Below are 21883 nucleotides of genomic sequence, written 5' to 3' on the forward strand. Positions count from 1 at the left end.
CGGTGGGTCCAGAGACCATGGTTGTCCACCGGACCCCCAGGTGCCACACCACCGGGCGCCTGTGCGAGCAATTCATCCACGGTGCTTGATCCTTGCGGTCAGGTCCTGCACGAGGTTGTACACAGCCCTGTCCTCGGAGATCATTCGCGTGATCTTCGCGTTCGCGTGGAGGACGGTGGTGTGGTCGCGGCCCCCGAATTCCTTGCCGATCTTGGGCAGGGAAGAGTCGGTGAGCTCGCGGGAGAGGTACATCGCGACCTGCCTCGGGTAGGCGACCGCCTGCGAGCGGCGCGGGCTCACGAGCTCCTGCACCGTCAGCGAGAACCGGTCGCACACCGCCTCCTGGATGCGTGCGATGGTCACCTCGGGCAGGTCGCCGCTGTTCGGGAAGAGGTCGCGCAGCACCTGCTCGGCGAGATCGACGTCGAGCTCGAGGCCGGTGAGGGACGAGAACGCCACGACCCGTGTGAGCGCCCCTTCCAGCTCTCGGATGTTGGTCGAGACACGGCCGGCGATGAACGTGAGCACCTCGGGGTCGGTGACCGCGATCCTGTCGGTCGTCACCTTCTTGCGCAGAATTGCGATCCGCGTCTCGAGGTCAGGCGGCTGGATGTCGGTGATCAGCCCCCACTCGAACCGCGAGCGGAGCCGCTCCTCCAGCGTCGCGATCTCCTTCGGCGGGCGGTCCGAGGAGATCACGATCTGGCGGCCCGCCTCGTACAGCGAGTTGAAGGTGTGGAAGAACTCCTCCTGAAAGCGCTCCTTGCCCTCGAGGAACTGGATGTCGTCGACAAGGAGCACGTCGTAGGCTCGGTAGCGGTGCTTGAACCCCTCGATCCGCTTGTCGCGAAGGGAGTTGATGAAGTCGTTCGTGAACGTCTCGCTCGTGACGTACCGCGTGGTGAGGCCCTTCGCGTGGTTGCTCACGTACGCGCCGATCGCCTGCAGGAGGTGCGTCTTCCCGAGCCCCGTGCCGCCGTAGATGAAGAGCGGGTTGTAGGCCTGTGCGGGCGCCTCGGCGACGGCGAGCGCCGCCGCGTGCGCGAACCGGTTCGACGACCCGATCACGAAGTTGTCGAACGTGTACTTCGGGTTCGCGCCGGGCTGTGCCTCGCCCACGACGCGCGGCGCCTCGACGGCCGGCTTGCCGTCCCCGGCGGCGTCGTGCTCGGAGACCTTGAGCGTCACGCGGATGTCCCGTCCGATCGCGTCGCGGAGCGCTGCACGCAGCAGGCCGAGGAAATGGCTCTCGATCCAGCTCCGCGTGAAGTCGTTCGGAAGGACGACCACGAAGGTGTCGTCGGTGAGCGACTCCGGCACCGCCGCGGCGAACCACGTCGCGTAGGTCGTTTCGTTGAGCGTGCCCTGGAGTCGCCGACAGGCGTCGTCCCAGAGTTGTGCGGCAGTGGGCTCGACGGCGTGCGCCACGCGAGGGTCGGTGCTCCTTCCAGGTCGCAGGAAGGGGCGAGCATACCACCCTCGAGAAGGGCCGTAGCACGGCCGCGGCCGACGGTAGGCAAAGAAAAAAGACCGTGTTTTGCAGGGATTTTCGCGGCGTCCACACGACTCTCCACAGTTGTGGAAAACACCTCCGGCGGCGTCCATCCGGACGACGGCCGACCCTCGTGAGCAGCCGTTTCGGAATCGTCCCGCGCTCGCTCGATTGTGGATAACCGGCCCCTCGGGGCTCGTCTATACTCCGCGCTCCGCCGCGCCTGCCGGCGCGGGCACCGCCACACCGAAGGGCATCTCCCGCCGTGAAGCGCACGTACCAGCCGAACGTCCGCCGCCGCAAGCGAAAGCACGGCTTCCGTGCCCGCATGTCGTCGCGCGGCGGGCAGGCGATCCTCAAGCGCCGCCGCGCCAAGGGGCGGAAGCGCCTCTCCGCCTGAGCCGCGTGTGGAGCGCAGGCAGCGCCTTTCCAGGTCACGGGACTTCGACGCGGTCTACCGACAGGGACGGTCCGTGTCGACCCGCACGCTGACGCTGCACTGGTTCGAGCGCGGCGACGACCCCGAGGGTGCCTCGCGGCTGGGGCTCGCGGTGCCCCGTGCGGTCGGACCCGCCGTCGCCCGGAACCGGCTCAAGCGCCAGCTCCGCGCGGTGTGGTCGGAGCTCGCCGGCGAGGCTCCGGCGGGACGGGACTACGTGCTCGCCGCGCGCCCGGGGCTCGCGGAGGCCGCGTCCACGCGCGACCACGAGTGGCTCGTCGGGCAGGTGCGCGAGGTGATCGGCAAGGTGCAGGCATGAGGTGGGTCGGCATCGCGCTCGTCCACGGATGGCGCTGGAGCTTCGGCCTGCTCACCCCGCCCGGCACGTGCAAGTACCACCCGACCTGCTCGGCGTACGCGCTCGACGCGTTCCGGGAGCTCGGGCTGGTCCGAGGTGGGATCGTCGCGGGCTGGCGCCTGCTGCGCTGCAACCCGTGGAGCCACGGCGGTGTCGACCACGTACGTGACCGGGCCCTCTTCCGGCCACGCGGCGCGGGGAGGATCGGCACGTGATCGGCGCGTTCAACCCGCTCAAGCCGATCGAGGACCTCCTCACCTCGCTCCTCGAGTGGTTCCACGCCACCGTCGGCCTCACCTGGGCGTGGTCGATCGTGGCGCTGGTCGTGCTCGTCCGACTCGTGCTCGTGCCGATCACGGTGCGCCAGATCCACTCGATGCAGAACCTCCAGGCGCACGCGCCGGAGATGAAGGAGATCCAGCAGCGCTACAAGCACGACAAGCAGCGCCAGAACGAGGAGCTGATGAAGTTCTACCGGGAGAACAAGATCAACCCGGCCGCGTCGTGCCTGCCGATCCTCCTGCAGATCCCGATCTTCATCTCGCTCTTCTACGTCCTGCGGGACTTCGAGGAGGAGATCTTCCCGCAGTACCCGGACTCGTCGCTCGAGTTCCTCGGGCTCGTGAACATCACCGAGCCGACGATCGACGGATGGGGCCCGGTGCTTCTCGTCGTCTACGTGATCAGCCAGCTGACCTCGTCGTACTACATGTCGACCTCGATGCAGAAGGCCCAGCGAATCCTGCTTCTCGTCCTCCCGATCGTGTTCATCCCCTTCATCCTCAACTTCCCGGCCGGGTTGATGGTCTACTGGCTGACGACGAACCTCTGGACGACCGGGCAGGGAGTCGTGACGCGGAAGCTCATGCCGAAACCGGACCTGTCGGCCGCTCAGAAGCGCAGCTCTCGCACTCCACCGAAGGAGGAGCCGCCGCCGAAGCAGAAGGCCGGCGCGGGCACCGACGGAGCAGCACCGGTCGTCGCCGGCCCGCCCCGCCGGGTGAAGCGGAAACGCAGCGGCGGGGGCAAGCGCCGGTGACCCACGAGCTCTCCGTCGAGGCGACGGGCGAGACCGTCGGCGAGGCGAAGTGGTCGGCACTCCGCGAGCTCGAGCAGCTCTATCCGGGGATCGACCGAGAGGCGGTCCACTTCCAGGTCGTCAGCGAAGGCGAGCGCGGGCTGCTCGGCGTCGGCTACGCACCGGCCCGCGTCCTGGCGAAGGTCGACGTGCCCGACCCCGTGGACGGCGAGGCGGAGCCGGAGGAGGAGGGCGAGGCCGCCGTCGCCCGCGCACTCCTCGAGAGGTCGCTCCGCGCGCTCGGTGTCAGCGGCTCCGTCAGGATCGAGGAAGACGACGCCGAGGTCACGGCGACGGTCTCCGGCCCCGACCCCGGTGTCCTGATCGGACGCCACGGGCAGATGATCGACGCGCTGCAGTACCTGGCAAACGCCATCGCCCACAGGGCCGTCGGCGAGGAACGGCGGCGGATCGTGATCGACGCCTCGGGCTACCGCGCCCGCCGCGCCGCCACGCTCGAGTCCCTCGCCCGGCGCAGCGCGGAGCAGGCCTCTGCCACGGGGATCCGCGTGGAGCTCGAGCCGATGAGCTCCGCCGAGCGGCGGATCGTCCACGAGGCGCTCAAGGACGACCCCGAGGTCTCGACGGAGAGCGAGGGGGCGGACCCGCACCGGTACGTCGTCGTGCTCCCACGCCGCCCCGTGGACTGAGCCCTCCTGCACGGGTTGCCGCTCCCTGCCCCCCGCCCCGGCACCGCCGGGCTCAGCTTTGCCTGACGGGGTCGAAGACTCGTCGATCGGCGAGGGCCTGCCCGCTGTGCTCGACAGCTGGCTTCGCGAGGTCGTCGGGACGCCCGGGCTGACCGCGATCCGCGACCCGGACGAGGCACGCCGCGTGCTGCTCGACGACGCGCTCCGCGGCGTTCCTCTCGTCGCCCGGGAAACGGGCTCGATCGTCGACGTCGGCTCGGGCGGCGGGACGCCGGGGATCCCACTCGCCGTGTCGCTCCCCGGGCGAACGGTGACGCTCATCGAGGCGGAGCGCCGCAAGTGCGACGTCCTCGAGCGGTGGGCCGTCGAGCTCCCGAACCTGCATGTCGTGTGGGGACGCGCCGAGGAGCAATCCATCGAGCAGTACGACGTCGCGGTCGCGAAGGCCCTCGCCCACCCGCCGACCGCGGCCGAGTGGTGCCTACCGCTCGTGCGCGAGGGCGGCGCCGTTCTACTGTGGGTCGGCCCCTCGGCCGAGCCGGACCGGGTGGCCGCGGTCGCCGACCGGATCGCCGGGCGCCTCGAGCCGGTCCCCGCGGGCTTTCTGCTGATTCGCAAGGTTGCCCCCACGCCGCCGGGCTTCCCGCGCCGCCCGGGCATGGCGCGGAAGCGGCCGCTCGCCTGAGCGCACGGCGGGCTCCACTCCCGCAGGCGGTCGCGTGCGTCCGGACGAGCGGTGTCAGACACTGCCGTCCGTCAAGGGCACCGCGTGCCGATTCCGTCACGATCTCTCCACAGCCTCACGGCCGGAACGACGGCGACTCGGCTCGTCCACCCGCTGCGCTGGCTCGCCTACGGCTGACCTTGATCGGGGAGAACCCGCATGGCCAAAGGCGTCGGCGCCTGTGGAGCAGTTGGCACGCACCTGGCGCTGAAACGGCTTGACAGCAAGCGGTGTCTGACACCGAACCCGCCGACGCCGACGCGAGGAGCGTCCGAGGGCCTGGGTACCGTGACCGTGTGGCCGCCCGGATCTACGCGATCGCGAACCAGAAAGGCGGCGTCGGCAAGACCACGACGGCCGTCAATCTCGCCGCCTGCCTGGCGGAGGCAGGCGAGCGCTGCCTGATCGTCGATCTCGACCCCCAGGCGAACGCGACATCCGGGCTCGGCATCCGCGCGAACGGCCACTCCACGGTCGACCTTCTGGACGGTGTCCCGCTGGCGGAGCTCGCGACGCGAAGCTCGCTCGCGAACCTCGACCTCGTCCCCGCGAAAGCCGAGCTGGCCGCGGCGACCGTGCATCTTTCGGCGCTCGAGGGAGGCGAGCGCTACCTCGCCGACGCGCTCGCGGACGAGGCGACCGAGCCCTACCGGTTCGTGTTCCTCGACTGCCCTCCCTCGTTCGGCCCGCTGACGGTGAACGCGCTCGCCGCAGCAGACCGCGTGCTCGTCCCCGTCCAGGCCGAGTACTACGCCCTCGAAGGCCTCTCGCAGCTGCTCGGCTCGATCGACCTCGTGAAGCGCAGGCTCAACCCGCGGCTCGGCGTGGCGGGGATCCTCTTGACGATGGTGGACGGCCGGACGCGGCTCGCCGAGGAGGTCGAGCGCGAGCTCCGCGGCCACTTCCGCGACCTCGTCTTCACGACGACCGTGCCCCGCTCGGTGCGCCTCGCCGAGGCGCCGAGCCACGGGCTTCCCGCAATCGCCTACGACCGCCGCTCCGCCGGCGCGGAGGCGTACTGGAAGGTGGCGATGGAGCTTGTCGACCGCACCTGATACCTCGTCTCCCCGACGCGGCCTGGGCCGTGGGCTCGAAGTTCTCGTCGGTGGCGCGGGGGCGGACGGCGACCTGCTCCACCTTCCCGTCGACGCGATCCACCCGAACGCACGCCAGCCGAGGCGCCGCTTCGAGCCCGAGGCGACCTCCGGGCTCGCGGCATCGCTACGCCACCAGGGCGTGCTCCAGCCGATCGTCGTCCGCCCGAGGCCCGAGGGCGGCTACGAGCTCGTCGCGGGCGAGCGCCGCTGGCGCGCTGCGCGAGAGGCGGGGCTCGAGACGCTGCCGGCCCTCGTCCGCGAGGCCGACGACCGAGACACCCTCCTGCTCGCGCTCGTCGAGAACGTCGCCCGCGAGAACCTCTCCCCCGTGGAGGAGGCGCGCGCGTACGCAACCCTCGTCGACGAGTTCGAGCTCTCGCTCGGCGAGGTCGCGGAGCACGTCGGTCGCTCCAAACCGGGCGTCTCCAACAGGCTACGCCTGCTCGAGCTGCCGGAGGAGGTGCTCTGGATGCTCGCGCGGGGCGACCTCACCGAAGGCCACGCACGCGCGGTGTTGGCGGTCTCGGACGACGAGGCGCGGATCCGCCTGGCCCGGCGTGTCGCGCGTGACGGGCTCACCGTCAGGGCGACCGAGCGCGCCGCCCGGGACGGCGGGGCCCGCCGCCGTCCCCGAGCGACACCTGTCGACCCTGCCCTCGCCGAGCGTGCCCGTGCGGCGGCGGAGCGCCTCACGGGGCTTCCCACCCGCGTCGCGGCCGGAAAGCTGGAGCTCCACTTCGGCGACGAGACGCGCCTGGCCGAGCTCGTCGAGGCACTCGAGTCGCTGTAGCCCCGAACCAGTCGTCGCCAGGGTCACTGGCAGTCATGCGAAGGAAACGCCTCGTGCGGCGGTCTATCGCCGCTCACAGGGACGAGAACGACCCCGAGCCGGAGCATGTGCGGCGGCAAGCCGACGTTTCCGGCGTCGCCGCGCAGCGGAAATCCGCCGGCGGATTTCCGTCTCGCGCACCAGCATGGGCGATCCTGGATTCGAACCAGGGACCTCCGCCTTATCAGAGCGGCGCTCTAACCAACTGAGCTAATCGCCCCCGCGGGTGCCGAGTGTAGCGAAGCGCTCTCGCGATCAACGTCCTGCCATGACTCGACGGGCCGTGTCCTCGCGAGACGTGGCTACGTGCCTGGCACCGTTTCGCGCCTCGCGACGACCACGCGGTGTCGTGATCACGCATCGTGCCGTGCGCTCGGTCGCGGCGGCCTCTCCCGGCCGGCCATGTCCCCGTCGGACCTGGCTACGTGCCTGGCACGCCGCCGCCGGGCCGGCTGCCCTCGGAGCCGCCTCGCCGGCCCTCGGGGCGTCCGCCAGGGCTTCCCTCCGTCCGCGGATTCCGCGCGTCTACACTGAGAATCGGGTCATGCAGGAGATGACGGTCTACGGCGTGAGCTTCGACCTCGTCGGCAAGCAGCCGATCGTGCTCCTGCGAACCGCCGAGGGCCGCACGTACCTGCCGATCTGGATCGGGCACGCCGAGGCAGCGGCGATCCTCATGCGCCTCCAGGGCCAGGAGCCTCCGCGGCCGCTCACTCACGACCTCGCGTGCGCGATCATCGACTCCCTCGACGCCGAGGTCGAGCGGGTCACGGTCACGGAGCTCCGAGACAGCACGTTCTACGCGCGGATCACGCTCGTCCGCAACGGGACGGAGATCGAGATCGACTCCCGCACGTCGGACGCGATCGCGATCGCACTGCGCGCCGAGGCGAAGATCTACGCGGAGGACGAAGTGGTCGAGGAGTCCGGCGTCGAGTTCGAGGGGGAGGAGCCCGACCTCAACTACGCGCACCGCGTGAGCCTGGGCGAGGTCGACATGGACGAGTTCCGCCAGTTCCTGGACACGGTCTCGCCGGACGAGTTCGCGACCGGCGAGGACGAGCCGCCGGCCTAGTGCTCCCCGAGCTCCCGCTTCGTCAGCGCGAGGAGCTCGCCGACGAAGTGGTCGAGCCCCTCGCCGGAGAGCGGACCCTCGTTCGCGGCCGCGAGCGCCTCGCGCAGCCGCAGCTCCCGGTCGGGATCGAGCCTCGCAGCCCCCTGAGCCTCTTTCAGCCGCCAGAGCTCCTCGACGAGCCGCAGCCGGAGGTTCAGGCCGGCGATGATCGCCCGGTCGTTCTCCGCGATCCTCGCCCGAAGCTCTTCGAACCGCTCGCTCACACCGTCACCGCCGCGATCAAGGCCGCGCCGTTGAACAGCGCGTGGAGGATGATCGGCGGATAGAGGCTCTCGGTCTTGAGGCGGAGCCACGCCAGGATCGCACCGAAGATGGTCAGCACCGGAAGCGCGACCACGAGCCCGTGGGCGAGCCCGAAGGCGAGCGCGGTCACGATCACAGCGGCCCCCGCGGTCATGGCATCGCGGACCGCTGCGAACCCGAGTCCCCTGTAGGTGAGCTCCTCGACCACCGGCGCGACGAGCGCCACGACGACGAAGTTCGCGGCGAACGGCACGGCCCGGTCCGAGTCCCAGCTGTCGGGGACGAGCCCCTGCTCCTCCCCCGCCTCGAGGAAGATGTTCAGGATCGCGCCGACGATCCAGACCGCCACGAGTGCCGCGAGGATCCACCCCGCGGCGCCCTTCCAGGACTTCGGGCGGCGCAGCCCGAGCGTGTCCGGAGCGATGCCCCGCGCAAGCGCCAGGACCACGGCGAGGATGATCGCGTATTGCACGAGCCCGCCGACTGCGGTCGACCAGCGGTAGAGCACGTCGTCGGGCGGGTCGCCCTCCGTGGCGAAGTTCGCCGCGTACGAGATCGACGCGAGGACTGCGACGAGGATCGCCCAGCCGATGAGGCGGGGGCGCGGAACCTCCGTCAGGCGACCCAGTACCACAGCGCCCATCGAACCACGTTGACCGCGAGCGAGGCCCCGAGAACCGCGACGACCAGCACGTGGACGCGCCGGTCGCGGCCGAGGACGGCGAGCGCGACGAGGCACGGGAACGCAACGAGCGCGAAGCGCGGGAACGAGTACAGCCCGCCGAGGCGCTCCGACGGCAGTGCCATCGGGAGGGCGAGCGCCCCCACGGCGTAGAGGCCGTAGGCAGCGCCGAGCCAGCGCCAGGCGAGGCCCGAAAGCACGAGCATCGCCACGGCCAGCGACGGCCCGAGCAGATCGCCCTCCCCGACCGCCTGCACGAGGCCCCCGAGCGGCCCGAGCGGCGCCAGCGACCGCTCCCACACGCGTTGGGCGTCGACGAACGCGAGCCCGTGATCGACGGAGGCCTCGAGCGCGAGGGGGAACGCGAGGAACATCGCCGGAGGCACGGCGAGGAGCGCAAGGTCACGGCGTCGCGGGGAGCGCCAGGCGAAGACGGCCAGGGCCGGGAGTAGCGCAACCCCCTGGGCGCGCGTCAGGAGCGCGAGCCCGGCGACGACTGCCGACCAGCCGAGGCGCCCGCGCTCGGCCAGCAGGAACGTCGCGAGCGCCAGTGCGAGGAAGAGCGATTCCCCGTAGACGGCGCCGAGGAAGAGCGAGGTCGGAAAGAGCGCGAGGTAGAGCGCCGCGCGGCGCGCCTCGGGCGCGCCGAGCCGATCGAGGGCAAGCCGCTGGAGCAGGACGAATGACGCCGCGCAGGCCGCCAGGGAGACGACGAGGCCGGCGAGCAGGTAGTGATCCGCGAGCACGCGGCCGAGCCCGCCGACGAGCAGTGGATAGAGCGGGAAGAAGGCGGGCGTGCTCGACGGCCAGTCGTACCCGCTCTCCGCGATGCGCAGGTACCAGTCGCTGTCCCAGCGGGCCCAGACGTCGAGCGCCGCTCCCAGCTCGTGCAGGCGTGGGCTGTCCCACCGCCATCTGGAGGGGTTGAGCTCGTCCTCGAAGAGGAGCACGGTGCCCGCGGCGAGCGCTCCGAGCGCGAGCCTGCTCCAGACGAACAACCGGAGCGCCGGCCACGACGCTGCGAGCGCGCCGCGCATCGAGGCGACCATAACGCCGGGGTCCCTGCGAGGGATGGCCTCCCGGACGCGGAACCCCCTCCGAGACATGGCTACCATCGCTCCATGAGCCGCTCGAGGCGCTCTCGCGCGGGACGCGCGCCTGCGCCGGCGATCCGTGTGCGCCGTCGTCGTCCGCGGCAGCGCCGGTGCCGGAAGCTGCTGCTCGTGGCGCTCCTGCTCGGCGGGCTGCTCGCGGCGGCCGGGATCGCCGGTGGAGCAGCCGTGCTCGCCTACGGATCGCGCTGCGACCTGTCCGCCCTCCGGCCTGCGCAGATCGGCCAGAACACCTTCGTCTACGCGGCAGACAACTCCCTGCTCGGCGTGATCCCGGCCGAGCGGAATCGTCAGGTGGTGCCGCTCGACAGCATCTCGCCGTGGCTCGTGAAGGCGACGGTCGCGATCGAGGACAGACGCTTCTACGACCACGGCGGCATCGACGCTGAAGGCATCGCGCGTGCCGTCTGGCGCGACGTGAAGGCGGGCAGCGTCGTCGAGGGAGGCTCGACGATCACCCAGCAGCTCGTCCGCAACCTCTACATCTCGAACGAGCGGACGGTCGAGCGGAAGCTGACCGAGGCCTGCCTCGCGGTGAAGCTGGACGGTGCGTGGTCGAAGGAGCGGATCCTCGCCAGCTACCTCAACTCCGTCTTCTACGGGAACCTCGCGTACGGGGCGGAAGCGGCGGCGCGGACGTACTTTTCCCGCCCGGCGCGCTGGCTGACGCTGCCCCAGGCGGCCCTTCTCGCGGGCCTCACCCAGGCGCCGACCACGTACGACCCGTTGGCCGACCCGGCCCGGGCGGTCGCGCGGCGCGACCAGGTGCTGGTCGCGATGCACGAGGAGGGGATGATCACCCGCGCGCAGTACGCCCGCGCGCGTCACCAGCGCACCCCCGGGCTCCGCCGCGGACGGCTCTACGCGCAGATCCGTGAGCCCTACTTCTTCGGGTACGTGCGCGACCAGCTCGTGAAGGAGTACGGCGCGGAGACCGTGCGCTCGGGCGGGCTCCAGGTCTACACGACGATCGAGCCACGCCTGCAGCGGCTCGCCCAGCAGGCGATCAGCGGGACGCTGACGCGCAGGACCGACCCTGCCGCCGCGATCATCTCGATCAACCCCGCGAACGGTGCGATCCGCGCCATGACCGCGATCGTCCCGGGACGGTCGAACAACCAGTTCAACCTGCTCTCCCAGGCCCGTCGCCAGCCCGGGTCGACGTTCAAGACGTTCGTGCTCGCAGCGGCAGTCGAGCGGGGGATGGACCCCGGCTCCACGCACTACGTCTCGGCGCCGTTCACCTACCGGCCGCGACCCATCGGAGACTGCGACCACGGCTGGTGGTGCGTCAAGACCTACGACTCCAGCTACAACGGCTGGACCTCGGTGGAGAGCGCGACGCTGCGCTCGGACAACTCGGTCTTCGCGCAGCTCACGCTCGACGTCGGGCCCGAGCGCGTCGCCTCGCTCGCACGGCGACTCGGCGTCCGGACACCCCTCGAGGTGCGGGGACAGTTCGTCCCCGCGATGGGCCTCGGCTCGATCGCGGTGTCCCCGCTCGACATGGCCTCCGCCTACGCCACGCTGGCCGCCGGCGGGATCTACACCGAGCCAACCGCGATCCGCAAGGTGATCGTGAAGGGGAAGCCCGACGACCGGTGGGCGACGAGCCACCGGCGGACGCGCGTGCTCTCCGACGGAGTCGCGTCCGTCGTCACCCGGATCCTGCAGGACAACATCCGCTACGGGACGGGCACGCGGGCGGCGCTCGACAGGCCCGTCGCCGGTAAGACGGGCACGACCGACAAGCACGCCGACGCGTGGTTCGTCGGCTACACCCCGGGGGTCGCGACCGCCGTCTGGATGGGCTACACGCGTGGGGAGATCCCGATGGAGAACGTCCACGGGATCTCGGTCTCGGGGGGCTCCTTCCCTGCGGAGATCTGGCGTCGCTTCATGGACCCGGCGCTCCGGGGCCTGCCTGCACGCGACTTCCCCGCCCCGACGCGGCCCGTCTCGTTCCGCTCGTGGGAGCGCGGCCCGGCCGCTCTCTCGTACGACCCGTACTACGTCCCGTCCTACGAGCCCGCTGCTCCGGAGCCGGAGGAGACAGCTCCCTCCGAGCCGTCGGGCGACGACGGGCCGACGGAGCCGACCCCGAAGCGGTCGGCTCCGGCGCCCGACGCGACCGACACGCCCAGCAGCCCGCCCGGCCCACCGTCCAGCCCTGGCCGCATCGTCGAGCCGTGAGCTCGAGACGAGCGGCGCTCGGCGCGGGCGCCGCCACGCTCGGCCTGGTCGCCGCAGCGTCCGCGCTCGCGTGGCGCGACGGGTCTCCGCTCGTCCCTCGTGACGGCGGCCTCGCCCGCCAGGGGACCGCGTGGCTGTTCTTCGCCCTGCTCGTCGCGGCGTTCTCGGCCTACGTGCTGGGGCTCCTGGCGATGCGGCGCACGGGCGTCCCGGTCCGCCTCGCCGTCGGGCTGGCGGTCGCGATACAGCTCGTCCCGCTCTTCGCGCCGCTGCTGCTCTCGACGGATGCGTGGACGTACTGGGGATACGGGTGGATCGCAGCCGAGGGGGGCGGCAATCCCTATATCGACCCGCCGTCGGCTTTCCCCGAGAGCCCGGCGGCCGCGTACCTCGGGGCGGCATGGCGCGACACGACCACCGTGTACGGGCCGGCGTTCACCATGCTCTCCGAGCCCGTCGCGCGCCTCGCGGGGTCGTCCCCCGACGCTGCGGCGTGGATCTTCAAGGGGCTCGCCGCAGCAGCCGTCCTGGTCGCGACGGTCGCCGTCGCGCGCACCGCCCGCCGACCGGCTCTGGCGGCCGCCCTCGTCGGCTGGAACCCGGTGCTCGCCGTCCACGCCGCCGGCGGCGGGCACAACGACGCGCTCGTCGGCGCGCTCGTCGCGCTGGCCGTGGCGCTCGGGGCGCGGCACAGGGCGTCACTCGGAGGCGCGGTGTGGGCGCTCGCCGCCCTCGTCAAGTGGGTTCCGCTCGTCTTCTTCGCGCTCGCGGCGCTGGCCGCACGCTCGCGAAGCCGCCGGGCGGGGCTCGCCGGGTTTGCCGCCGCCGCCGCGGTCGTCGTCGGCGCCGCCACCTGGCGGTACGGGCTCGACTGGCTGGGCGCGCTCGAGCCTCTTGCCGACAACACGGTTCGCCGTACGAGCTACGCGCTTCCCTCGAGGCTCGAGCAGCTCGGCGCGCCCGAGGGCGCGGCGCTCGTCCTCGCCCTCGGGGCGCTGGCCGCCGGCCTGCTGTGGCTCGTTCGAGACGCCCTCCGAGGGCGGGCTCACCTCGGCCGCGCCGCATGCCTCGTCCTCGCGACGAGCCCGTACCTCGCCGTCTGGTACCTCGCGTGGGCGGTGCCTCTCGCCGCCCCGGAGGAAGACCGCCTCGCCCGGCTCGGCGTGCTCGCGCTCACGGCGTACCTGCTGCCGCAGACGATCCCGCTCTGAGTCGCATCACGAGGAGACCGTCCTCGTCGAATACGACCGCGAAGCGGCCGCTCGCGCGCAGCTGCTGCAGGGCCGCGGCGAACTTCTCCGGGGCGTCCGCCTGGTCGCGATGGCTCGGGCGCTCCCGGTCGACCACGACCCACTCAGCCTCGCCGAGCACGGGGAAGCTGAAGATGCGCTCTCGCTCCGACAGGTGGGCGCCGAGCGTGTTCGTCGCGCTGACCGGAGCGTCCGAAGGGACGAGCCGCAGCGCACGCCGGGCGACGGCCGCGTGCGAGCCGACGACGTGCTCGCGCGTCGCGAGGTCGGAGCCCAGGGGGACGTGCCGCCAGAGGGGCAAGGGCCCGAGCAGGACTCCGGCCACGAGCCCGGCGGCGACGACGGCTCGCCCGTCGGGCCTGCGCGCCCACGGAAACCGGCGCCGGAGACGGGCGGCGCCGAGCACGGCTGCGACGAACAGCCCCGGGATGGCGCCGGCCGTGTAGTGGAAGTGGATCGACGTCTGCGTGCGCGTGTCGGAGAGGAGGTTGAGGAGCAGCTCCGGCGCGGCAGTCAGCGCGGCCAGAGGCGCGAGCAGCGGCAACCCGAGGAGCGGCAGCAGCAGGTCGGCGAGGTACTCGAGGTCACGCCCTTCGGACGCAGCGGCGACGATTGCGCCCGGGTCGGTGACGGCGGTCTCGACGATGCCCTGCGGCGATCCGCCGACCGCGCGGTAGCGCCCCTCGAACGGCGACCCGCCGCCGGGGGCGAAATGGGGCACGACGACCGTCACCGCCAGGAGCGAGACAGCCGTTCCCGCCGCCGCGATGGCGAGGCCGGCACGCCGACCGGAGGGACGGAGGGCATACCAGAGGCCCATCGCCGCGACCACGAGCCCGATCTGCTCCTTCGTCAGGCACGCCGCGGCCGCAACGGCCGCGAACGGCAGCAGCCGTTCTGTGTCGAGGAACCAGAAGCCCCAGAGGAGCAGCGGCGTCGCAAGCGCGACCGGGTGGAAGTCGTCGAGGACGAGCCATTGGGTCGCCGGATGGAGCAGGTACGCCAGCGCGAAGCCGGCCGACGCCCACTCGGAGCCGAGGTGCCGCCGGCCGAGCAGGAACACCGGGATGGCCCCGGTCGCCACCGCCGCGGCCTGCGCGACGAGCAACAGCGAGGGGTCGGGCCAGAGCCACCACAGTGGGGCGAAGACCGCGACCAACAGGTCGAAGTGGGCCCCGAGGCGCGAGATCTGCCTGCCGGTGAGACCGGTCACCGAGAGCGGGTCTCCGTGCGCCGTCGACGAGACGGCCTGGACGAGGTTGCCGACGTCGAAGCGCCCGGTCCAGAACGCGCGGTGCTGGAGCACGGCGAGCGCCGCCATTCCTGCCCCGAACGCCGCGGTGCCCGCGCCGACGAGGCGGGCGGGCCGCGTCATCTGCCGGCCACCACCCGCTCGAGGAGCGAGCGCCACTGCGCGCCGAGCACCTCCTCCGACGCGCGCGCCTCGAACGCCTCGCGGCCGGCATCCCCGAGCCGCTGCGCGAGCTGCTGGTCGGCCGCGAGCCGGCGGACGGCCCCCGCGAGCGCCGCGGCGTCCCCCGGGGGAACGAGGATCGCGTCCGCGCCGTCCGTCAGCAGCTCCCGCGCGCCGACCGTGTCCCCCGTGACGACCGGCGCCGCGCACGCGAGCGCCTGGAAGACCTTGTTCGGGATCACCCGTGCCGCCTTCTCGCTGGTGCCGAAGATGCCCAGGGCGCACCCCGCCGCCCGGTACGCCTCCGGCAGCTCCTCGTACGGGATCCACGGGACGTGCTCGACGTTCGGCGGGCGCCGCTCGAGCAGCTCCGCCAGCTGGCCGTCGCCGACGACTCGGAAGGGGATCTCCGGCGCGAGCGCGGCCGCCTCGAGGATCGTCTCGAGGCCGTGGAGCGGGATCAGCTTCCCGACGAAGAGAGCGTGGAAGGGCTCTGGCGGGTGGTATCCCGGCCGGAACAGCGGCTCCTCCGCCCCGACGAGGGCGACCGCCACTCGCTCACCCGGGAGGCCGAACACGCGTCGGAAGAAGTCCGCCTGCGCCTCGGTGTCCGCGACGACGAGGTCCGCCCCCCGGAACGCGCCGCTGTCGATCGCGCGCAGCACGCCCGCCGCCGGAGAGCGGGGACGGAAGCGCGCGCGGTCGCCGACGAACGTGTCGTGGAGCGAGACGAGAGGGTTGAAGACGACCGGACGCTTCCGGGCGATGCGCCGCGCCGCAGGCATGTCGAAGTGGCCCGGGTAGCCGACGACGACGACGTCGGCGTCGTCCGGCTGTCGCCGCGCGAGCGCTCCTTCGGCACGCACGACCCGGGCGAGCTGTCCGAGGCCCACCGACCAGTTCTGTCGCCCCCAGACCTCGCGGTGTCGCTCCACAACGGTCACACCCGCGCGCCGCAGGCAGGACACGACCTGCGTGTTCCGGGGGGACGCACGGTCGTACGTCCCGAAGTAGAGAGCCTTCACCGGGCCGTTTCTAACGGAGGATCTCGTCGACGAGCCTGGAGGAGCGATCGTCGATCGCCCTGAGCCGCTCGCGGTGCTGGCTCGTGAGGAGCTCGGAGAGGAGGCCCAGCGAGAGGAACTGGATGCCGACCACGACGAGCAGCACGCCCAGCAGGAGGAGCGGGCGGCGGCCGATCGGCTCGCCCGTCAGCTTCACGACCGTCAGGTAGACCAGGATCCCCGTCCCGATCGCACCCAGGACGAGCCCCAGCCCGCCGAACAGGTGGAGCGGGCGGTGCCGGTAGCGGCTCATGAAGGTGACGGTGAGCAGGTCGAAGAAGCCGCGCAGGTAGCGCTCCATGCCGTAGCGGCTGCGGCCGTGCTCGCGCGGGCGGTGGTTGACCGACAGCTCCGTCACGCGGAACCCGAGGTCGTGGGCGAGGACGGGGATGAACCGGTGCAGCTCCCCATAGAGCTCGAGCTCGCGGGCCACCTCGGCCCGGAACGTTTTGAGCCCGCAGTTCATGTCGTGGAGGCGCACACCGGAGAGCCGGCCCGTCACGGTGTTGAAGATCCGCGAGAGCATGCGCCTGGCGAAGGTGTCGCTCCGCCGTGCCTTCCAGCCCGTGACGAGGTCGTAGCCCTCGTCGAGCTTGGCGAGCAGGCGGGGGATCTCGGACGGGTCGTCCTGGAGGTCGCCGTCGATCGTCACCACGACCTCGCCCTCGATCTCGCGGAACCCTGCGTCGAGCGCCGCCGCCTTGCCGACGTTGCGGCGCAGCCGCACGACCCGGACGTTCGGCGCCCCCGCGTGGAGCCGGACGAGAGCGGCGTGCGTCCCGTCGCGCGACCCATCGTCGACGAACACGACCTCCCACGGCTCGCCGCGACTCTCGAGGGCAGCCGCGAGCTCCTCGTAGAGGGGCTCGACGGTGAGCTCCTCGTCACGAACCGGGACGACGACAGAGATCACGCGGCGAGCGTACCCCGTGTGTACCGTCAGCGCCGTGGCCGGCCTCCTGACCGTCGAGGACGCGCTCGCCCGAGTGCTGGAGCGCGTCCGGCCGCTCCCGGCGGAGCCGGTGCCGCTCGCGGATGCTGCGGGACGGGTGCTGGCAGAGGACGCGCTCGCAACCGTCGACCTGCCGCGCTTCCCGAGCTCGGCGATGGACGGCTTCGCGCTGCGGGCGGCCGACACGCCGGGCACGCTCCCGGTCGTTGCCCGCATCGCGGCCGGGATCCCGGCGCCTCGAGCGCTGGCGGTCGGGGAGGCAATGGCGATCGCCACGGGCGGGGTCGTCCCCGAGGGGGCCGACGCCGTCGTCCCGATCGAGCACGTGCGCGAGGAGGACGGCACGGTGAGCGTTCCAGATTCCGTCTCCGAAGGAGACAACGTGCGGCCGCTGGGAGGCGACATCCGCTCGGGCGCCCCGGTACTCATTGCGGGCACGACCGTGGCGCCCTCGGGGCTGGCGGCCCTCGCTTCCGCGGGTGTGGCGCATCCGCACTGCGCTGTCCGTCCGCGCGTCGCGATCGTGACGACCGGGACGGAGCTCCGGCGGCCGGGTGAGCCCCTCGCCGCGGGCGAGATCTACGAGTCGAACGGCGTCATGCTGGCCGCGCTGCTGGGCTCGGCCGGAGCGGTCGTCCTTCCGCGCGAGAGCGTCGCCGACGACGAGGCGTCGCACCGGGCGGCACTCCTCCGTGGGCTCGAGGCGGACATGCTCGTGACGTCGGGAGGAGTCTCCGTCGGGCCGCACGACCTCGTTCGGGCAACGCTCGAGGAACTGGGCGCGGACGAGGTCTTCTGGGGCGTCGCCATGCGGCCCGGGAAGCCCCTGTCGTTCGCCGTGCGCGGCGACACGCTCGTCTTCGGCCTGCCGGGAAACCCCGTCTCCTCGCTCGTGGGAGCGCTCCTCTTCGTCGTGCCTGCGCTGCGGGCGCTCCAGGGCGCTTCCGCGCCGGGACCGCGCTTCGAGACAGGCATCCTCGCGACGCCGGCACGTCGACATCCCGGCCGGGACGACTACCAGCGCGCCCGCAGGGAGCAGTCGGACGCGGGGACGCTCCTGCGGCCGATCGAGGGCCAGGAGTCGCACATGATCGTCCGCGCCGCCGCGGCCGACGCGCTCGTCCACGTGCCCCGAGGCGAGGGCGAGCTTCCGGTCGGCTCGGCTGTGCGCTACTTCCCGCTCGGCTCGGTGTAGCGGCCGGCGGCGATCGCGCCGACGAAGCTCGCGGCCGCGGCCCAGGCGGTGAGGAGGAGCGTCGACGCCCAGGGCACGACTCCCGTGGTGAGGAGCGATGCCGCATACAGGGGCGCAAGGAGCCCGAGGTGGAGCTGCTCGGCGAGCACGACCAGGGCGAGGACCGGGCCGACGAGGCCGAGCCCGAACGCGACGTCGGTCACCCAGGCCGGCGCCAACCGCAGCTGCGGCAGCAGGAGCCAGGCGTAGAGCGAGGGCAGCATGAAGAGAAGCCCGTACGGCGAAACCAGCGCCACGAGCGCCGACAGCACCAGCAGCACCAGGAAGGCCACCGCGTACGCACCGAGCTCCTCCTCCGGCCTCGCCCGCCCGCGCGGGATCAGCCGCGCCCGCGCCCTGAGCCAGACGAGCGCCGCGAGGACGACCCCCACAGCGACGGCGCCGACCGGCCATGCGTCGACCGGCGGCTGGTCGGGAGGCGGCGGCAGCTGCGGCTCGCTGGGCAACGCGCCGGCGGCGGCCGCGACGCCGAGGAGCACGAGCAGCACCAGCCAGAGGCCGAGCCTTCGGCGGAACGCGCGCCAGGCGGGAGCGAGCGGCAGCCGTCGGCGCCGGCAGCGGGAGAGGAGGTCGAGCGCGGCCCCCGCGAACGGGACGACCGCGACGAGCAGGAGGAGCTGCAACGCCCAGCCGCGCACGGCGCGCGGTCCGAGGAAGAGCGCCCCCGGGGTCGTGGACGGCAATTCGACAGCGACGTCCAGCGAGGTGAGCAGCGACTCCGAGGCACGCCCGAGGCGGGTCAGCCGGCGTGCGTCGAGCCCTGCCACCTCGTCCCCGCCGGGCGGTGTCCCCCCGTCCGGCGCTGTCGAGATGCGCAGAGCCGGGATCCCGTCACCCAGGAGCGGGGCCTGCTCCCCGAATCCGAAGGGCAGCGCGAGCGCCACGAGCTGGCCGAGGACGCCGGGCTGGGCAGGCTCGCGCCCGAGCTCGGACGCGATGCGCACTGCCGCCGTGCGGACGAGCGCAGGCGGGGGCGAGTGCCGGTCGAGCCCGGCGACCTCGAGCCGGGTGCGGCCGGTCCCCGCGAGCCCGTCGAGGGACACGACCGCGACCGCCCGGGCCGCGAGCGGAGACCGGGTGGCGAAACGGGCGACGCCGAGCGAGCCGTAGGCGCCGGCGTCCGAGGAGAGGAATACGAGCGTGTGGAGGGGCGTGCGTGCGGACTCGGTCGTCCCGGCCGTCGCGTACGCCCGCGCGAGCTCCACGAGCGCCGCGGTGCCGCTCGCGTTGCGGTTCGCACCGGCGCTCTTGCCGTTGTTGTCTCTATTAGCAACGACGACGATCGTCTCGTCGAGAGTCCCCTCGACGACGGACACGAGGTTGCGAAGCTCGACGCGGCCGACCCCGGGCACGTCCTCCCGCCAGACGTCCTCGCGGACCGGGAGACCGTAGAGCGCCAGCTTGTCTCGGAGCCATTGCGCGGCGCTCGCTGCGCCGAGCGACCCGGGGACGCGACTGGCGTTGTCACCGGCGAGCTCGAGCGTGAGGGCCGTCGCCGTGGCCCCGTCGAAGGCGGGCGGCAGCACGGGTGCCGGCAGCGGGCCCGGCCGCGAGACGGTGAAGATCGCAAGGAGCAACGGCAGCGCAACGAGCGCCCCGAGGTTGCGGACGAGGCGCAGGTCGACGGGCCGCTCCACGGAGCCGCGCCTCGGCCTCCGCTTGATCGTGCCGACGCGGGCGGGCTCCATGCAGGGGGCTATAGTAGGTACCGGCAGGCCATCACGCCCGTGGGGGCGCCGACGACCACATGCCGGAATCCTCCTCGACCATCCTCCTCGTCGACGACGAGGACGCGATCCAGTCCCTGCTCACGTATCCACTCGAGCGCGATGGCTACCGCGTCGTGCAGGCGCGGGACGGAGACGAGGCCATGAGGCGCTTCGCCGAGGAGAACGTCGACCTCGTCGTGCTCGACATCATGTTGCCGAGAGTCGACGGTCTCGAGGTGTGCCGACGACTGCGGTCGGAGAGCACCGTGCCGATCATCATGCTGACCGCACGAGACGACGAGCTCGACAAGGTCCTCGGGCTGGAGCTCGGCGCCGACGACTACATCACGAAGCCCTTCTCGATCCGCGAGTTCCGCAGCCGCGTCCGGGCGCTCCTCCGCCGGGCGGCGACGCCCCACCACGCGAGCCGCCGGGACGAGGTGCTCGACCGCGGCGAGGTCGTGATCGACCTGCCGCGACGGGCGGTCCAGGTGCGCGGCGAGCCGGTGCAGCTGACGTTCGTGGAGTTCGAGCTGCTGACGCAGCTCGCCGCGGAGCCCGGGATCGTCTTCAGCCGCCGGCAGCTGCTGGAGCGGATCCGGGGGAGCGCCGACTACCGCGAGCCGCGGACGATCGACGTCCACGTCCGTCATCTCCGCGAGAAGATCGAGCGAGATGCCCGCGAGCCCGAGCTCATCCTGACCGTCCGCGGCGCGGGCTACCGCTTCAGGGGAACATGAGCCTCCCCGGGGGGATCCGGACGACCCTGGCCGTCGCGCTTCTGCTGATCGTGGGCGGCGCACTCGGCGGTGCCTACCTCATGGTCGTGCCGTCGCTCGAGCGGCGGCTCGTCGACGACCGGGTCGACGAGCTCCAGCGGGACGCCCTCTCGACGGCCTACTCGTACGCGCGCACCGATTTCAGCGATCCGCTCTCGCTCGATGCCTTCGTCGATGCGACCTCCCTCCTCTCGAACGCGCGCACGATCGTGTTCCAGGTCTTCGGACCCTCGCCGATCTCGCTACGGACGCTGGCGGACTCCGCCGGCGGGGCGGGCTCGGCCAGCGACGACCCGGTCGCCCTCGAGGCGGCGCGGACGACCCAGATCACGCGTGGCCGCGTGGAGCGGCGTGGCCGGCCGTTCGGGCAGGTCGCGGTGCAGCTCTTCCCGTCCGGCAACGTGCTCCTGCTCTCGACACCGATCGAGGACCAGCTCGCCACCGTCCGCGTCGTGAAGCGACGCCTGCTCTATGCGACCGGCGTCGCGCTGGCGATCGCCGCGATCCTCGGGAGCGCTGCGGCGACGCTCCACGCACGGCGGATCAGGCGCCTGGAGCGTGCCGCCGACCGGATCGCGAAGGGGAGGTTCGACGAGCCGGTCGTGGATCTCGGCGACGACGAGCTCGGCGAGCTCGCCGCGACGTTCGAGCGGATGCGCGTGCAGCTCGCGCAGCTGGACACCGCGCGGAAAGAGTTCGTCGCGAACGCCTCGCACGAGCTCCGCACACCGCTCTTCTCGCTCGCGGGCTTCCTCGAGCTGATGGCCGACGAGGACCTCGACGAGGAGACGCGCGCCGGGTTCCTCGCGACGACGCGGGAGCAGGTCGAGCGCCTCACGAAGCTCGCGGCCGACCTGCTGGACCTCTCGCGGATGGACGCGGGCCGCCTCCGCGTCGAGCAGGAGGAGGTCGTCCTCGCGGACGCGGTGCGGGCGCTCGTCGACGAGCTGACGCCGCTCGCCGAGTCGACCGGGCACGTGCTGGTGCTCGAGACCGACCCGGAGGCCTGGGCGCTCGCCGACGAGGAGCGGGTGCTGCAGATCGGCCGCGCACTGGCCGGGAACGCGCTCGCGCACACGCCGCCGGGCACCGAGATCCGCATCGCGGCGGCCCGGAGCCAGGGGCGGGCGGAGCTCACCGTCAGCGACGACGGGCCGGGGATCCCCCGCGAGCACGCCGAACGGATCTTCGATCGCTTCTACCGCGTCGAGGGCCCGCACGCGTCGGGGAGCGGTCTCGGGCTCGCGATCGCGCGGGAGCTCGCGGAGCGCATGGGCGGGACGGTCGAGCTCGCCAGCGCGCGGGGGCGGACGACGTTCACCCTCTCGCTCCCCGCGACGCCCGTCGTCACGGGCGAACTGGCCGTTTCCACGTGAAAACGCCCTTGGCCCCTCGGGGCCACTCGGCGGGGCCGTTGCTACGGTGGCT

The 21883-nt window shown here is 72.4% G+C and carries 22 protein-coding genes and 1 tRNA gene; 14 read left to right on the plus strand and 9 right to left on the minus strand.

Translation table 11 applies throughout. The features are described 5' to 3' along the window. Positions 1-72: 72 nt before the first annotated feature. The gene (gene dnaA, locus VFO26_RS00785; protein WP_325112959.1) at positions 73-1428 is read right to left on the minus strand and encodes a chromosomal replication initiator protein DnaA; all 1356 of its coding nucleotides are present in this window, start codon (positions 1426-1428) and stop codon (positions 73-75) included. 329 nt (positions 1429-1757) lie between these two features. On the opposite strand from dnaA, the gene rpmH reads away from it, so the two are divergent. The 8 genes from rpmH (at position 1758) to VFO26_RS00825 (ending at position 6628) form a co-directional block, all read left to right on the plus strand. Then, the gene (rpmH, locus tag VFO26_RS00790; protein WP_325112960.1) at positions 1758-1892 is read left to right on the plus strand and encodes a 50S ribosomal protein L34; all 135 of its coding nucleotides are present in this window, start codon (positions 1758-1760) and stop codon (positions 1890-1892) included. A 7-nt stretch (positions 1893-1899) separates the two neighbouring features. After that, entirely contained in the window at positions 1900-2250 is a 351-nt protein-coding gene (gene rnpA / locus VFO26_RS00795; RefSeq protein WP_325112961.1) for a ribonuclease P protein component, read from the plus strand. Beyond that, on the plus strand, positions 2247-2504 hold the full coding sequence (yidD, locus tag VFO26_RS00800; protein ID WP_325112962.1) for a membrane protein insertion efficiency factor YidD: 258 nt from the start codon (positions 2247-2249) through the stop codon (positions 2502-2504). Before rnpA ends, yidD begins: the two co-directional genes overlap by 4 nt. After that, the gene (locus VFO26_RS00805; protein ID WP_325112963.1) at positions 2501-3328 is read left to right on the plus strand and encodes a YidC/Oxa1 family membrane protein insertase; all 828 of its coding nucleotides are present in this window, start codon (positions 2501-2503) and stop codon (positions 3326-3328) included. Before yidD ends, VFO26_RS00805 begins: the two co-directional genes overlap by 4 nt. After that, positions 3325-4017 (plus strand): RNA-binding cell elongation regulator Jag/EloR, encoded by a 693-nt coding sequence (gene jag, locus VFO26_RS00810; protein WP_325112964.1) that lies wholly within the window; start codon positions 3325-3327, stop codon positions 4015-4017. The genes VFO26_RS00805 and jag overlap by 4 nt, the downstream gene beginning before the upstream one ends. A 58-nt stretch (positions 4018-4075) precedes the next feature. Then, positions 4076-4702, plus strand: coding sequence for a 16S rRNA (guanine(527)-N(7))-methyltransferase RsmG (locus VFO26_RS00815; RefSeq protein ID WP_325112965.1), 627 nt, complete (start codon positions 4076-4078; stop codon positions 4700-4702). 335 nt (positions 4703-5037) lie between these two features. After that, on the plus strand, positions 5038-5796 hold the full coding sequence (locus VFO26_RS00820) for a ParA family protein (protein WP_325112966.1): 759 nt from the start codon (positions 5038-5040) through the stop codon (positions 5794-5796). Next, entirely contained in the window at positions 5780-6628 is an 849-nt protein-coding gene (locus VFO26_RS00825; RefSeq protein ID WP_325112967.1) for a ParB/RepB/Spo0J family partition protein, read from the plus strand. Before VFO26_RS00820 ends, VFO26_RS00825 begins: the two co-directional genes overlap by 17 nt. A 185-nt stretch (positions 6629-6813) precedes the next feature. Here the strand turns inward: VFO26_RS00825 and VFO26_RS00830 are convergent. Further along, positions 6814-6887, minus strand: a tRNA-Ile gene (locus tag VFO26_RS00830). Between the two features lie 324 nt (positions 6888-7211). Here VFO26_RS00830 and VFO26_RS00835 point away from each other — a divergent pair. After that, entirely contained in the window at positions 7212-7742 is a 531-nt protein-coding gene (locus tag VFO26_RS00835) for a bifunctional nuclease family protein (protein ID WP_325112968.1), read from the plus strand. Here VFO26_RS00835 and VFO26_RS00840 read toward each other — a convergent pair. From VFO26_RS00840 to VFO26_RS00850, 3 genes are read right to left on the minus strand one after another with little or no spacing between them, the layout of a single operon-like run. After that, entirely contained in the window at positions 7739-8005 is a 267-nt protein-coding gene (locus tag VFO26_RS00840; protein ID WP_325112969.1) for a chorismate mutase, read from the minus strand. The two genes, VFO26_RS00835 and VFO26_RS00840, sit on opposite strands and share 4 nt — an antisense overlap. Then, a complete protein-coding gene (locus VFO26_RS00845; protein WP_325112970.1) occupies positions 8002-8688 on the minus strand; it encodes a type II CAAX endopeptidase family protein in 687 nt (228 codons plus the stop codon). Before VFO26_RS00845 ends, VFO26_RS00840 begins: the two co-directional genes overlap by 4 nt. Further along, entirely contained in the window at positions 8661-9764 is a 1104-nt protein-coding gene (locus VFO26_RS00850) for a mannosyltransferase family protein (RefSeq protein ID WP_325112971.1), read from the minus strand. Before VFO26_RS00850 ends, VFO26_RS00845 begins: the two co-directional genes overlap by 28 nt. Positions 9765-9848: 84 nt before the next feature. Here VFO26_RS00850 and VFO26_RS00855 point away from each other — a divergent pair, with 84 nt between their 5' ends. After that, a complete protein-coding gene (locus VFO26_RS00855; RefSeq protein WP_325112972.1) occupies positions 9849-12032 on the plus strand; it encodes a transglycosylase domain-containing protein in 2184 nt (727 codons plus the stop codon). Further along, positions 12029-13243 carry a glycosyltransferase 87 family protein gene (locus VFO26_RS00860; protein ID WP_325112973.1) on the plus strand — a complete coding sequence of 405 codons (1215 nt, stop codon included), beginning with the start codon at positions 12029-12031 and terminating at the stop codon, positions 13241-13243. Before VFO26_RS00855 ends, VFO26_RS00860 begins: the two co-directional genes overlap by 4 nt. Here VFO26_RS00860 and VFO26_RS00865 read toward each other — a convergent pair. Genes VFO26_RS00865 through VFO26_RS00875 form a run of 3 tightly spaced genes read right to left on the minus strand, consistent with a single transcriptional unit; the run spans position 13206 to position 16673 of the window. Beyond that, positions 13206-14657, minus strand: coding sequence for a DUF2079 domain-containing protein (locus tag VFO26_RS00865; protein ID WP_325112974.1), 1452 nt, complete (start codon positions 14655-14657; stop codon positions 13206-13208). The two genes, VFO26_RS00860 and VFO26_RS00865, sit on opposite strands and share 38 nt — an antisense overlap. Continuing rightward, positions 14654-15721 carry a glycosyltransferase family 4 protein gene (locus VFO26_RS00870; RefSeq protein WP_325112975.1) on the minus strand — a complete coding sequence of 356 codons (1068 nt, stop codon included), beginning with the start codon at positions 15719-15721 and terminating at the stop codon, positions 14654-14656. Before VFO26_RS00870 ends, VFO26_RS00865 begins: the two co-directional genes overlap by 4 nt. 10 nt (positions 15722-15731) lie before the next feature. Next, a complete protein-coding gene (locus tag VFO26_RS00875) occupies positions 15732-16673 on the minus strand; it encodes a glycosyltransferase family 2 protein (protein WP_325112976.1) in 942 nt (313 codons plus the stop codon). 34 nt (positions 16674-16707) lie between these two features. Between VFO26_RS00875 and glp the strand changes: the two genes are divergently transcribed. Further along, positions 16708-17907: a gephyrin-like molybdotransferase Glp gene (gene glp / locus VFO26_RS00880; RefSeq protein WP_325112977.1), complete on the plus strand. Its 1200-nt coding sequence runs from the start codon at positions 16708-16710 to the stop codon at positions 17905-17907. On the opposite strand, the gene VFO26_RS00885 is transcribed toward glp, so the two are convergent. Beyond that, a complete protein-coding gene (locus VFO26_RS00885; RefSeq protein WP_325112978.1) occupies positions 17883-19655 on the minus strand; it encodes a M28 family peptidase in 1773 nt (590 codons plus the stop codon). The two genes, glp and VFO26_RS00885, sit on opposite strands and share 25 nt — an antisense overlap. A gap of 59 nt (positions 19656-19714) precedes the next feature. Between VFO26_RS00885 and VFO26_RS00890 the strand changes: the two genes are divergently transcribed. Both VFO26_RS00890 and VFO26_RS00895 read left to right on the plus strand, forming a co-directional pair. Then, the gene (locus VFO26_RS00890; protein WP_325112979.1) at positions 19715-20416 is read left to right on the plus strand and encodes a response regulator transcription factor; all 702 of its coding nucleotides are present in this window, start codon (positions 19715-19717) and stop codon (positions 20414-20416) included. Beyond that, positions 20413-21831 carry a sensor histidine kinase gene (locus VFO26_RS00895; protein WP_325112980.1) on the plus strand — a complete coding sequence of 473 codons (1419 nt, stop codon included), beginning with the start codon at positions 20413-20415 and terminating at the stop codon, positions 21829-21831. The genes VFO26_RS00890 and VFO26_RS00895 overlap by 4 nt, the downstream gene beginning before the upstream one ends. Positions 21832-21883 lie beyond the last annotated feature (52 nt).

This window comes from Gaiella sp., from assembly GCF_035710885.1.
Lineage (GTDB): Bacteria > Actinomycetota > Thermoleophilia > Gaiellales > Gaiellaceae > Gaiella.